This is a genomic window from Paenibacillus anaericanus (genome assembly GCF_003994475.1).
Classification (GTDB): Bacteria; Bacillota; Bacilli; order Paenibacillales; family Paenibacillaceae; genus Fontibacillus; species Fontibacillus anaericanus.
In genome coordinates this window covers 218,343-230,812 of sequence record NZ_RZNY01000006.1, presented here as the reverse complement: position 1 = coordinate 230,812, position 12,470 = coordinate 218,343, and the positions used below count along the sequence as shown (strand labels likewise).

12 protein-coding genes are annotated in these 12,470 nt (G+C 44.9%); 11 read left to right on the top strand and 1 reads right to left on the bottom strand.

What is annotated here, in order from left to right; genetic code table 11:
* Window positions 1–50: 50 nt before the first annotated feature.
* From EJP82_RS10045 to EJP82_RS09995, 11 genes are all read left to right on the top strand, one after another.
* Window positions 51–266 (top strand): YqzE family protein, encoded by a 216-nt coding sequence (locus tag EJP82_RS10045; RefSeq protein WP_127191916.1) that lies wholly within the window; start codon window positions 51–53, stop codon window positions 264–266.
* Window positions 267–577: 311 nt separating this feature from the next.
* Window positions 578–1,951, top strand: a complete 1,374-nt coding sequence (nifB, locus tag EJP82_RS10040; RefSeq protein WP_127191915.1) for a nitrogenase cofactor biosynthesis protein NifB — start codon at window positions 578–580, stop codon at window positions 1,949–1,951.
* Between the two features lie 6 nt (window positions 1,952–1,957).
* The gene (gene nifH, locus EJP82_RS10035; RefSeq protein ID WP_127191914.1) at window positions 1,958–2,830 is read left to right on the top strand and encodes a nitrogenase iron protein; all 873 of its coding nucleotides are present in this window, start codon (window positions 1,958–1,960) and stop codon (window positions 2,828–2,830) included.
* A 47-nt stretch (window positions 2,831–2,877) separates the two neighbouring features.
* Complete coding sequence (gene nifD, locus EJP82_RS10030) at window positions 2,878–4,326, top strand: nitrogenase molybdenum-iron protein alpha chain (RefSeq protein WP_127191913.1); 1,449 nt, start codon at window positions 2,878–2,880, stop codon at window positions 4,324–4,326.
* A complete protein-coding gene (gene nifK, locus EJP82_RS10025; protein ID WP_127191912.1) occupies window positions 4,323–5,855 on the top strand; it encodes a nitrogenase molybdenum-iron protein subunit beta in 1,533 nt (510 codons plus the stop codon). The genes nifD and nifK overlap by 4 nt, the downstream gene beginning before the upstream one ends.
* A gap of 6 nt (window positions 5,856–5,861) precedes the next feature.
* Entirely contained in the window at window positions 5,862–7,217 is a 1,356-nt protein-coding gene (gene nifE / locus EJP82_RS10020) for a nitrogenase iron-molybdenum cofactor biosynthesis protein NifE (protein ID WP_127191911.1), read from the top strand.
* Window positions 7,217–8,539, top strand: a complete 1,323-nt coding sequence (gene nifN / locus EJP82_RS10015) for a nitrogenase iron-molybdenum cofactor biosynthesis protein NifN (protein WP_127191910.1) — start codon at window positions 7,217–7,219, stop codon at window positions 8,537–8,539. Before nifE ends, nifN begins: the two co-directional genes overlap by 1 nt.
* Window positions 8,520–8,930 (top strand): nitrogen fixation protein NifX, encoded by a 411-nt coding sequence (gene nifX / locus EJP82_RS10010; protein WP_127191909.1) that lies wholly within the window; start codon window positions 8,520–8,522, stop codon window positions 8,928–8,930. The genes nifN and nifX overlap by 20 nt, the downstream gene beginning before the upstream one ends.
* Window positions 8,914–9,381 (top strand): DUF269 domain-containing protein, encoded by a 468-nt coding sequence (locus tag EJP82_RS10005; protein WP_127191908.1) that lies wholly within the window; start codon window positions 8,914–8,916, stop codon window positions 9,379–9,381. The genes nifX and EJP82_RS10005 overlap by 17 nt, the downstream gene beginning before the upstream one ends.
* Before the next feature lie 24 nt (window positions 9,382–9,405).
* Entirely contained in the window at window positions 9,406–10,155 is a 750-nt protein-coding gene (locus EJP82_RS10000) for a HesA/MoeB/ThiF family protein (RefSeq protein ID WP_246054028.1), read from the top strand.
* Window positions 10,156–10,171: 16 nt separating this feature from the next.
* Window positions 10,172–11,320, top strand: coding sequence for a homocitrate synthase/isopropylmalate synthase family protein (locus tag EJP82_RS09995; protein ID WP_127191907.1), 1,149 nt, complete (start codon window positions 10,172–10,174; stop codon window positions 11,318–11,320).
* A gap of 82 nt (window positions 11,321–11,402) precedes the next feature.
* Here the strand turns inward: EJP82_RS09995 and EJP82_RS09990 are convergent, their stop codons facing one another.
* Window positions 11,403–12,362 carry a hypothetical protein gene (locus EJP82_RS09990; protein ID WP_127191906.1) on the bottom strand — a complete coding sequence of 320 codons (960 nt, stop codon included), beginning with the start codon at window positions 12,360–12,362 and terminating at the stop codon, window positions 11,403–11,405.
* Between the last annotated feature and the right edge of the window lie 108 nt (window positions 12,363–12,470).

Here is a 12,470-nt window from a genome sequence, read left to right as displayed (position 1 = left end):
AATGGAGAATCGGAGCAAGCTATCTGTATGAATAGAAAGGAGGGGGAGAAATGGCAAAAGGTGATGAACTTGTGAAATACATTACGGAGAGAGTTGTGGATTATGTTGAGACTCCGCGGGAGATCCGCCGGGAACAACGCTCAAAGACAAAGGAACCCTGGGCAAATCTGTGGTTTGGCATGATTCCTTTCTCGATCACGTTATGGTTGAAACGGTTTCCGACAAGACGTAAACGGGATAAGCAAGAATCCTCCCGTCATTTGTAGATGGGATTGAAAATAGGGTTCACAAAAAAACACAATGGTCGCTCCCCAGAATTATGGGATGCGACCATTGTGTTTTTTTGTTCTATCCATTTGACGAAAATCAAAAATGTAAGTGTTACCATGTTATGTACATGTAATAATTACTTACATAAAAATTGACAAAACGCCGAACTGGGTTCTTTTACGGGGGTTAATCGTGGAAAGTAAGTTGACGTTATAGTCACACGAAAATATACTTAATGTAAATAAAAGTAATATATTTACAAAAACATGACATCGGTAAGTAGAGAGTAGGAGGGAGGGAAGGGAAGTTGGAGCCGCGAACTTGCAGTGAAAGTGTGGAATTAGAAGAAATCAGTCGGCATCCCTGCTACAACGAAGAAGCTCATCGGTATTTCGCTCGAATGCATTTACCAGTTGCTCCGGCATGTAACATTCAATGTCGTTACTGCAATCGGAAGTTCGATTGCGTAAATGAGAGTAGACCTGGAGTAGTTAGTGAAGTTCTCACACCAGAGCAAGCAGGTCGGAAAGTAAAAGGAGTGGCAGCTCAATTACTGCAGTTATCTGTAGTAGGAATTGCGGGTCCAGGTGATCCACTCGCAAACGCAGACAAAACGTTTGATGCTTTCAACAGGGTAAAGGAAAGTTTCCCTGACGTGTCCCTCTGTCTAAGTACGAACGGTCTAACTCTTCTGCGTCATGTCGATACGATTGTAGAAATGGGCATCCGACATGTGACGATCACGATTAACGCCATTGATCCCGACATTGGAAGCAGGATCTATGCATGGGTATATGACGAAGGGATTCGTTATGAAGGAAGAGTAGGAGCAGAGCTGCTCATATCTCGCCAACTAGCCGGACTTAAAGCGCTCAGTGAGAGGGGGATTTTATGCAAAGTCAATTCGGTCCTGATTCCAGGTATCAACGACTCTCATCTACTGGAAGTATCCAAGACAGTGAAACTGTATGGAGCTACTCTGCACAATGTCACGCCGCTCATCGTCGCGCCGGGCAGTCAGTTCGAAATAGAGGGCCAGCGGGCACCTCGTCCCAAGGAACTTCATGCTCTGCAGGAAAGCTGTGCGGGGGAAGGGATGAAGGTGATGCGTCACTGCAGACAATGCCGAGCCGACGCCATTGGACTTCTGGGTCAAGACCGTAGCGCAGATTTTACATGGGATAACATTGAGCAGGCGCCACCCTTGAATAATGAAGCGCGGGAACAATTTCAAGCAAGTCTGGACGAGAAAATAAGGCAGAGAATGTTCAGAACAAAGAATAAGGATGTTTCGACAATGCAGGATAACCAGTCCATTCGTGTAGCTGTAGCCTCAAGAGGTGCGGGGAAAATTAATCTACATTTTGGGCATGCGCAGGAGTTCATGATATATGAGAGTGACGGCAATGCTGTAAAGTTCCTCGGTATTCGTAAAGTGCAGGCTTATTGCCACGGTCGTGCAGATTGCAATGGGGACAAAGAAGAGACGCTACGAGAAATATGCTCCATCTTAAAGGATTGTGGAATTCTTCTCTGTTCAGGTATAGGAGATTCCCCGCGCAAACTCTTGCACAGAAGTGGTGTTTTGCCGCTTGTTCGCAAAGGGGATATCGAAACTCTGATTCTAGAGAGTGTTAAATATAATAATTATTTTCAAAATACAACCATTTCGAAAGGATGATGAAACATGCGGCAAATCGCTTTTTATGGTAAGGGTGGAATCGGAAAGTCAACAACTTCGCAGAATACTTTAGCTCAATTAGCTACGAAATATGGTCAAAAAACGATGATCGTTGGTTGTGACCCAAAGGCAGATTCTACTCGGTTAATTTTGAATACGAAAGCTCAACAAACGGTGCTTCATTTGGCGGCGGAACGAGGAACTGTAGAGGATTTGGAACTTGAGGAAGTAGTGCAAGAAGGATTTGGGGATATCACTTGTGTGGAATGTGGCGGTCCAGAACCTGGGGTAGGTTGTGCAGGTAGAGGAATCATAACGGCGATTAACTTTTTGGAGCAACAAGGTGCATATGACGGACTTGATTTTGTTTCTTATGATGTACTGGGTGATGTCGTCTGTGGTGGGTTCGCAATGCCAATTCGCGAGAATAAAGCGCAAGAGATTTACATTGTTTGTTCGGGTGAAATGATGGCCATGTATGCAGCGAACAATATTGCGCGTGGAATTCTGAAATATGCAAATACCGGTGGGGTGCGTCTAGGTGGATTAATATGCAACAGTCGTAATACGGACCGGGAAGATGAGCTCATCATGGAATTGGCTCGGAGGCTCAACACGCAGATGATTCATTTCATTCCTAGAGATAATGTGGTACAGCATGCGGAGCTAAGAAGAATGACTGTGGCTCAATATGCACCAGATCACGCTCAAGCTAAAGAGTATGAAATTTTGGCTAACAAAATCCTTCATAACGATATGATGACGATCCCAACACCTATTACGATGGAGGAACTTGAGGATCTGCTCATTAACTTTGGAGTAATCGAGAATGAAGAAGAGCATGTCAAGAAAATAATTGCTCAACAAAAGGCGGTATAGTAGATCATTACGTCAATTACCGGAGAGAGATGAGGAGGGAACCCCGTATGAGTACAGACCTCGGCGGCAAACGGCAATTAATTGATGACATGTTGGAAGCTTATCCGGCCAAAGCAAAAAAAGACCGTAGTAAGCATTATGAGGTAAACAACGAAGAATTAATTAATTGCGGAAAATGTGCAATCAAATCCAATATGAAATCCCGTCCAGGTGTGATGACAGTCCGAGGATGCGCTTATGCAGGTTCAAAAGGCGTTGTGTGGGGACCCATCAAGGACGTAGTTCATATTAGTCACGGACCTGTTGGTTGCGGACAGTATAGTTGGGGGACTCGGCGGAATTACAGCAGTGGGACACTAGGGGTCGACAACTTTACAGCGATGCAAATCACGAGTGATTTTCAAGAGACGGATATCGTATTTGGTGGGGATAAGAAACTAGAAGTGATGTGCAGGGAGATCAAAGAGATGTTTCCGCTAGCCAAGGGGATATCTATTCAAACGGAATGTCCAGTGGGGTTAATTGGTGATGATATCGAAGCAGTCGCCAAAAAGATGTCAAATGAGCTGGGCATTCCGATTATCCCCGTACGCTGTGAAGGATTTAGGGGAGTCAGTCAGTCGCTTGGTCATCATATTGCCAACGATGCGATTCGTGATTTCCTCATGGGAAAAGGCGAACTAGAAGAGTGTGGACCTTACGATGTCAACATTATCGGAGACTATAACATCGGGGGGGATGCATGGGCTTCACGGATTCTGTTGGAAGAGATGGGGCTACGAGTAATTGCTCAGTGGTCTGGCGATGGAACGATTAATGAACTGATGATTGCTCATAAATCAAAACTGAATTTGATTCACTGCCATCGTTCGATGAACTATATGTGTACAACGTTGGAGCGGGAATATGGAATCCCGTGGATGGAATATAATTTCTTTGGTCCGACCAAAACGATCCAGAGTCTACGTGCAATTGCGGATCGGTTTGATGATCACATCCGTGCAAATTGTGAGAAAGTGATTGCTAAATATCAGGTTGAAATGGATGCCATTATCGGTAAATACAGACCACGTTTGGAAGGTAAAAAGGTGATGTTATTAATCGGGGGGTTGCGTCCTCGTCATACGATTGGTGCTTACGAAGATCTTGGAATGGAGATCGTAGCTTCCGGTTATGAATTCGGTCATAAGGATGATTACGAGCGGACCTTTCCTGAGCTGAAAGACGGCACAATCATTTATGACGATCCTTCTGCTTATGAATTAGAGGAGCTCGCTCAGAAGTTAGATATTGATCTCATGGGAGCTGGTGTAAAGGAGAAATATGTATACCACAAGATGGGTATTCCGTTTCGACAAATGCATTCTTGGGATTACAGTGGGCCCTACCATGGGTTTGATGGATTTAAAATATTCGCCAGGGATATGGATATGACTGTGAACAGCCCTGTATGGAATCTGATGGGCACTCCAGACAGGAAGACGGTGAGTGTATGAGAGATAAATTGGACATTGTAGACTTTAATACGTTGTTCAAAAGTGAGACATACGAGCAACAACGTGAGCGGAAAAGGGAATTTGAAGCCCCTTGTTCACCTTCACAAGTCACGGAGACATTAGAATATTCGCAGTCTCAAGAATACAAAGATAAGAATTTCTCTCGTAGTTCACTGGTTGTGAATCCTGCGAAAGCGTGTCAACCTCTTGGGGCAGTTATGGCCGCTCTCGGCTTCGAGAAGACACTCCCATTTCTACACGGATCCCAAGGGTGTGCCGCTTATTTCCGCAGTCATCTATCCCGGCACTTTAAAGAACCCGTACCGGCGGTTTCCTCATCGATGACGGAAGATGGAGCTGTATTTGGTGGTTTGAGAAATTTAGTCGACGGTTTGGAGAACTGCATGGCTTTGTATAAGCCAGAAATGATTGCAGTATCCACAACATGTATGGCGGAAGTGATCGGCGACGATTTACAAGCCTTTATTGAAACAGCCCGCCAAGAGGGAGTTATCTCGAGAGATATACCCGTGCCTTATGCTAATACCCCTAGTTTTTCTGGTTCTCACATTACGGGATATGATGCGATGTTGAAGTCGATTCTAAGCTTTTTATATAACGAATCTAAGGTGAAGTTGTCTACGGAAGAAGATTTGACCAAGTTAAATGTCATTCTTGGATTCGAACCCTATACCGGTAATTTTGCGGAAATCAAAAAGATACTCAGTGCTTTTGGACTTGAATATACCGTGCTTGGCGACCATAGCGGTAATTTCGACTCTCCTGCTGCTGGCGAATATAGCTATTATTATGGCGGGACAAAACTGACTGATGTGCCTAAAGCCGCCAGTGCTACAGGAACGATTTCTTTGCAGAAGTATGCAGTGAAGAAAACTATCGAATATATCCAAGGGGAATGGAATCAGCAAATAGTATCCACATATACTCCGATAGGTATAGGGGCTACAGATCGATTGTTGCAATCCATTGCTGATTTAACGGGCTCAGAAATTCCTGCAGAGCTACAAGAGGAAAGAGGAAGAGTTGTAGATGCATTAACTGACTCGCACAGTTATTTGCATGGTAAACGGGTAGCTCTTGTAGGTGACCCAGATTTGCTTCTTGGATTGATCGGTTTCTGTTTAGAGGTTGGGATGGAGCCTGTGCATATTGTATGCACTAACGGAGATAAGGAATTTCTTCAAGAAGCGGAGGAATTGCTAGCTTCTAGTCTATATGGTGAAGAAGCTACAGTGCATAATGGCCACGATTTATGGCATATGCGGTCTCTGTTGATTAGTAATCCCGTTGATCTGGCTATTGGTAGTTCGCATTTAAAGTATGCAGCGAAAGATGCCAATGTCCCGTTGATCAGAATTGGTTTTCCTATTTTTGATAGACATCATATGCATCGTTATTCAATTATTGGGTATCAAGGGACTCTAAATATATTATCCTTGATCGTGAATACAGTACTTGAGCAATTGGATCAGAATGCGCCTGAATACGGATTTGATCTCGTGAGGTGATGGAAGGTGGAGGAGAATTCTGGAATTCCAATTAATGATAATGATTGTTTGAAATTGGAGCCTAAGTCCAAAGCATGCCCTCGTCCCAAACCGGGGGAAGCAGCGGGTGGTTGTGCGTTTGACGGGGCACAAATTACTCTTCTTCCTATATCGGACGCAGCACATCTGGTGCATGGCCCTGCAGCCTGCATAGCGAATAGCTGGGAGAGCCGCGGGAGTCACTCCAGCGGCCCTCGGCTGTCAGCTTACGGATTTGGGACATCCCTAAGTGAACAAGATATTATATTCGGTGCAGAAAAGAAGTTAACTCGTAGCATCGAATATATTGCAGAACGATTTAAACCTCCAGCTATTTTTGTCTATTCCACATGTGTTACCGCCTTGATTGGGGAGGATCTGGACACAGTATGCGCAGATGTAAGTGCCAGGCTCGGGATTTCGGTCATTCCCGTTAATAGTCCTGGATTCGTTGGCAGTAAAAACTTGGGGAATCGATTAGCCGGAGAATCCTTAATCCAGTATGTCATCGGTAGAACTGAACCAGAGCGAATTAGCGCATACGATATCAATTTGATTGGTGAGTACAATATTGCTGGAGAGATGTGGGATATAGAGCGATTGCTGAACCGAGTAGGTATTTCGATCATGTCTAGAATTACCGGGGATGGCCGATTCAACGAGATTGGGCATGCACATAGGGCAAAGGTTAATATGGTCGTCTGTAGCCGGGCATTGCTAGGATTGGCAAAACGGATGGAGCAAACCTATCATATCCCTTATTTTGAGGGTTCATTCTATGGCGCAAAGGAGACTAGTTACTCCTTGCGCCAAATGGCATATCTACTGAATGATCGAGATTTAGAACGAAGAGTAGACCGTTTAATTAAACGTGAAGAAGCTAGACTCGCAATAGAGCTCCGGCCATATCGTCAAATTTTAAAGGGAAAAAAAGCGGTTCTTTATACAGGGGGGGTGAAAAGCTGGTCCGTTATTTCCGCATTGAAAGAGTTGGGAATCAAGGTTGTGGGGGTAGGAACGAATAAAAGCACGGCTGAAGATATTAACCGGATAGAGGACCGGGTCGGGGAAGACGTAGATTATATTGCAGAAGGTGGAGCGAAAAGCATAATCAAAGCTGTCAAGGATCGGAAAGCGGATCTGATGATTGCTGGGGGTAGAAATATGTATGTCGCACTGAAGGAGCAAATCCCATTTGTGGATATCAATCAGGAGCGGCATACCGCCTATGCGGGATATGACGGGTTACTTAGATTAGCGAAACAAATTACTTTCGCAATAAATCATCCGGTATGGGAGATGGTCGAACGCCCAGCTCCGTGGGATGTAGGAGGAGATAGGTAATGACGGTTAAGCATACAATGAAGCCGGTCTCCGTTAATCCGCTAAAAATCGGTCCGTCTTTGGGCAGCGTTCTGGCCCTACAGGGATGTTACCGGGGGATGGCTATTTTACATGGATCACAGGGTTGCTCTGCATTCTCTAAATCGCTGCTTACGCGCCATTTCCGAGACACGATTGCGGTTCAGACTTCGGCGTTACAGGAAATGGATGTCATTTTTGATACGGACCGTAATTTAGAAGAAGCATTAAATACGGTTATTACTAAACATCATCCTGACATCATCGGCGTGATTGGAACGGAACTGACAGATGTTGCGGGAAGTGATTACCCCTCATTTGTGAAGAAGTATACTCGTGAACGCGGAGTTAAGAACTGTCTTATTATCCCTGTTATTCTTCCGGATTTCAGCGGTTCATTGGAATCTGGATACAATGCAATGGTGGAAGGTATTCTTGATGCGGTCATTCAGGAGGAAGGATGCAAAGCACCTACTAAGCAGATCTACAGTCAAGTTAATTTACTGCCAGGCTCCTTCCTCACTGCAGGGGATATAGCCGAACTAAAAGAGATGATTAGTGATTTTGGTTTTGAAGTCATTACGATTCCTGATATATCAACGTCTTTGTCCGGACATTTGTTAACGGGTTTCTCTCCGCTGACACGCGGAGGGGTCCCGCTAGACTCCATCCGTCAGAGTTTGCGTTCCAGCTATACGATTGCTGTTGGCTCCAGCATGGAACGCCCTGCGAGAAGACTTCAGAATGCGGTGGGGATCCCTTATAAAGTATTTCATGGGATGAGTGGCCTTCGTGCAACTGACGAACTTTTATTATTCCTTCAGCAACTAAGTGGAGCCTCTGTTCCACAACGCTATCGGTGGCAACGTGAAAACTTGCTTGATAGTATGCTTGATGCTCACTTCCATTATGCGGGATCATCGGCGGTCGTCGCATTAGAACCGGATCACTTGATGTCGGTTGGATCTTGGTTGGGGGAGATGGGGGTGGAGATTAAAGCATTAATTGGTTCTTGTGAAACAGCTTTGATCCGGGAAACGGAACAGGAAGTTTGGGTTGGAGATTTGGATGATGCGGAGAACTTAGGGAATGGAGCGGATATTTGGGTTAGTAATTGTCATGGTAGACAAGGAGCCAAACGAATCGGTGCCTCTTTTCTATCAGCGGGGTTCCCGATCACCGATGAATTAGGATCCTATATGTCTGTGAGTGTGGGGTATAAAGGTGCAATGAATTGGGTTAATAAGGTAGGGAATTTACTGATCAGAAGGGAGGAGGCACGGAATGAAAGTCGCCTTTGCTAGTCATGATGGTGTCACAGTGAATGCCCATTTTGGTCAGTGTATACAGTTTGCCATATTCGAAGTTATTAAGGGGAGTTCCGTGCTTCTCGAAATAAGGCATGTGAGTGATATCCAGGGCGGTGATGAGAATGGGCGTATTGAGAGCAGAATTGGAGCGATTGGGGACTGTACGCTTGTTTTTATAATGCAGATTGGGGCTTCAGCTGCTGCTCGTGTCACTCGCAGAAAAATTATGCCCGTTAAAGTTCCAATGGGGAGCTCTATTGAAAGTCAACTGGGGCGCCTACAGGAATTGTTGTCTGGAAGGCCCCCTCTTTGGTTAGAAAAAATATTAAACAAGGAAAATAACGCCTTGGAAGAAAGGGAGGATTTAAATGATACAGCACGATGAGCATCTTGGAGAACTATTTTCACTGAGTCTGAATCGTTGTCTACATTTATGTGATCCATGGGGGAAGTACGACGATTTGCCCGTGGAAGAGAGAATAGCAAAGTTGTTCTTGTGTTCACCAGAGCAGAAACGAGAGCTTGCATCAGCATGCAGTGTTTCACCGGTTGTTAAAAAACAGGTCTCCTTCTTCTTCCAAACTGTTGCTACCGTGCTTGAACAACTAAGTGGAGAGATAATCCAAAGTATGGTGGAAATCAATGAGGAGGGTTTTGGGAGAGCGATTGTTTATTCTGGACGTACGGTCCTAGTGTCGGATAGTTTTCGTGGGGGTTCTTCATTTCCATTTGCAGAGTATTTGAAAGTACAGGTATATGGAGTCTCTTGTATTCGCGAAGGGTTGCAAAATCGGGAAAGATATCGCGAGTTGTTTTTGTTCGCTAATAAAGCTTAGTCGGACGTTAGGATAGGCGGTGAGATGATGAGTGGACATGGGATAGCTGAAATGGAGCAGGCCAGATTTACACGGCAGATTAAGCTGGTTGGCAAAGATGGACAGAGGAAATTGCAGGAAGCGACCGTAATGATTGCTGGTATTGGAGGACTGGGCGGAACTGCAGCTATTTATCTGGCGGCGGCGGGAATTGGACGGTTGATTCTGGCACACGAAGGTGAAATAGCTCTCCCTGATCTGAATCGACAAATTTTGATGGATTCTTCTCGGGTTGGAGAGCAGAGGATGGAAACCGCGATAGGGCAGCTTCAAAGATTGAACCCAGATGTCTGTATCGAAGGCTACCCACTGAGGATTGCTTATGAAACGGCAAGGCCATGGGTTGAGTCAGCTGATATCGTCATCGATGCTCGCTATGACTTTCCTGAGAGGTATGTGCTAAATAGCCTATGTGTGGACTGTCGTAAGCCGATGGTTGAGTCAGCTATGTACGGATTTGAGTTATCGCTCACAACGGTGGTGCCAGGAGAAACGCCTTGCCTTACCTGCATTTATCCGCATCAATCTTCTGAATGGGAGCCACTAGGGTTTCCTGTACTAGGGGCTACTTCTGGAATGGCGGGATGTTTAGCAGCGATGGAAGCCATTAAATATATAACTGGTATCGGCGAACCTTTTCTGGGGGTTATGTACCGAATGAATACATTGAATTTACAGAGCTACAGCTTTGGTTTGCAGCGTGATCCGAACTGTAGCTGCTGTGGAACTCTATAGAAAGGAGATGGGGAGTGTGAAGAGGCTTCGTATTTGTGACACTACGCTTCGGGATGGTGAACAATCGGCGGGAGTATCGTTCAATCGAAAGGAAAAGCTAAGTATTGCAACTCAGCTAGCTGAGTGTGGTGTTGAGCAAGCAGAGATTGGAATACCGGCGATGGGCAAGCGCGAGCAACTGGACATTTACGCTATTATGGATTTGAATCTTCCTATCACATTATTAACCTGGAATAGGGCGGTTATTTCCGATATCGACCGGGCTAAAGAGACGGGGGTGCCGTGGTGCCACATTTCAATCCCCGTCTCACTTCTTCAGCTTCAATCCAAGCTTGGATGGTCACAAGAACAAGGATTAAGAAGTATTCTAATGGCTGTCGAATATGCTAGAAATCGTGACATGATTGTGTCTGTTGGGATGGAGGACGCATCGCGAGCGAACTTGTCTTATTTGGTAGAACTCATCACATCAATACATCAGGAACAGGGAATTACTCGGTTCCGTTATGCAGATACAGTATCAATGCATCAACCGGTTGAGATGATGGGTCGCATTTCTGCTCTACTAGGTGAAGTAAGCTCAGAAATTGAGTTGGAAGTCCACTGTCATAATGATTTCGGACTGGCTACGGCTAATACTTTATGTGGAATTACAGCGGGTGCAGTATGGGCTAGCACGACAGTGTTAGGGTTAGGTGAACGCGCTGGAAATGCCGCACTTGAAGAAGTTGTAATGGCATGGTGCCATCTCTATGATGGGGAGTGCGGAGTGAGAAGAGATGCTCTTCAAGCATTGGCAGAGACGGTAACAAAGGCATCAGGTCGTAGACTTCCCGAAGCGAAACCAATAGTAGGATCGCTTGTGTTTACCCATGAATCTGGTATCCATGTTGATGGATTACACAAATGTGCCAGTACTTATCAAAGCTATGATCCAATTGAACTGGGGCGTGAGCACAAGGTGGTGCTTGGAACACATTCAGGAAGGAGTGCTCTTAGATATGTGTTGGACAAGGAAGGGATTAAACCTAATTCCCTTATCTTCGATAAGCTACTGTACCGAGTGCAACGATATGCCCGAAAGCAGAAACGTAATGTGGACCTCGCAGATTTAAAACAGTGGTGGGAAGAAGAGTACCAGGGCACAGAGATAGCATCATTTTGAAATCAAAAGCAGCTATCCCACAAGTAGCAATACTACTTAGGGGATAGCTGCTTTTAGTATTTCTCTTATTTATAGAAATAAATTATTCTTTATAAGCGACAAAATAGCCACAATCAATAAGTGCATGAAGTGAAATCCAGCGAGAAGAGGATTCTGATCCAGTAAGTACGTAAATGGCTTCATTGGAGTTTAATGAGGAATCTTCTGTCCATTTCTGATAGCCGTGTATAGGTAATGGGATGTTATAAGTGCGTTCCGCTCCGGAGGAGACAAAGACAAGTTTCTTACTAGCATTTAGTATGGCTTCGAAAGATTCCTTCTTAAATTTTAGGGATTTCTCCGTCATCCATAATATGTTGTCATAGGGATCGAACACTTTGGAAGTATATATGGTGCCTTCAGGTGACAGTCCTCTCTGGTTACTTCCAACTGCGAGCTCCGGGGCATGGTATTTAGCAGCTTGTTTGTCCCAGCTTTCTTTACTTTCCGGTAGAAGTTCCCCGGTTAAGGCATCCAGAAATTGAATCGAGTTTGCTACGCTCGGTTTGACTTTCCATTCTGCAAGAACCGGACCACCGTATAAAGGTACTACATTTTCGTTAGTTATTCCTTGTTTGGAGATTCCGCTAGCCTTGAGAGCGGAATCTAAGTTGGAACGAACGTATAAGGAATCGGGACCGCTCCCGTACTCGACGAGCTTGTATTCGTTATTTTCTGTAGAAGAAATGATGATATAACCGGGTGGAGCGTTCTTCTCTGTCTTCACAGTAACAAGCCAACTGCGTGTCCCTGGACCGAGTGGCTCAATCACATAATCTGCGTTTTTCCAAGAAGTTAATGGTTCACTTAAGGCTAGTTGTTGGATCACTTCAGCTGTATATTGGCGTAGATCTTCGGGTGCTGTGTCTGCTCGTTTCGTTGTTTGAGAAACATTTGCCTGTACGGGAATTGCTCCTGCTTGAAATTGGAGGACAACAGGCAGGAGTAGGGCAGTACACACCAATATTTTTACTAAAATTGAAGTCGGCTTCCAGATGTTCATGTCTCTACACCTTCATTTCATTGGAATGGTATATGGTATCCATCACAGCATTAAAAACTGCTGAAGCTCGGACCGCTTGTCCATTGTATTGGAGACAGCTCAAAAATG

Excerpts from the sequence above, each read along its gene's own strand:
- nifX (WP_127191909.1), top strand. The coding sequence starts at position 8,520 with ATGAAAGTCGCCTTTGCTAGTCATGATGGTGTCACAGTGAATGCCCAT.
- nifK (WP_127191912.1), top strand. The coding sequence starts at position 4,323 with ATGAGAGATAAATTGGACATTGTAGACTTTAATACGTTGTTCAAAAGT.
- EJP82_RS10000 (WP_246054028.1), top strand. The coding sequence starts at position 9,406 with ATGATGAGTGGACATGGGATAGCTGAAATGGAGCAGGCCAGATTTACA.
- EJP82_RS10005 (WP_127191908.1), top strand. The coding sequence starts at position 8,914 with ATGATACAGCACGATGAGCATCTTGGAGAACTATTTTCACTGAGTCTG.
- EJP82_RS09990 (WP_127191906.1), bottom strand. The coding sequence starts at position 12,362 with ATGAACATCTGGAAGCCGACTTCAATTTTAGTAAAAATATTGGTGTGT.
- EJP82_RS10045 (WP_127191916.1), top strand. The coding sequence starts at position 51 with ATGGCAAAAGGTGATGAACTTGTGAAATACATTACGGAGAGAGTTGTG.
- nifN (WP_127191910.1), top strand. The coding sequence starts at position 7,217 with ATGACGGTTAAGCATACAATGAAGCCGGTCTCCGTTAATCCGCTAAAA.
- nifD (WP_127191913.1), top strand. The coding sequence starts at position 2,878 with ATGAGTACAGACCTCGGCGGCAAACGGCAATTAATTGATGACATGTTG.
- nifH (WP_127191914.1), top strand. The coding sequence starts at position 1,958 with ATGCGGCAAATCGCTTTTTATGGTAAGGGTGGAATCGGAAAGTCAACA.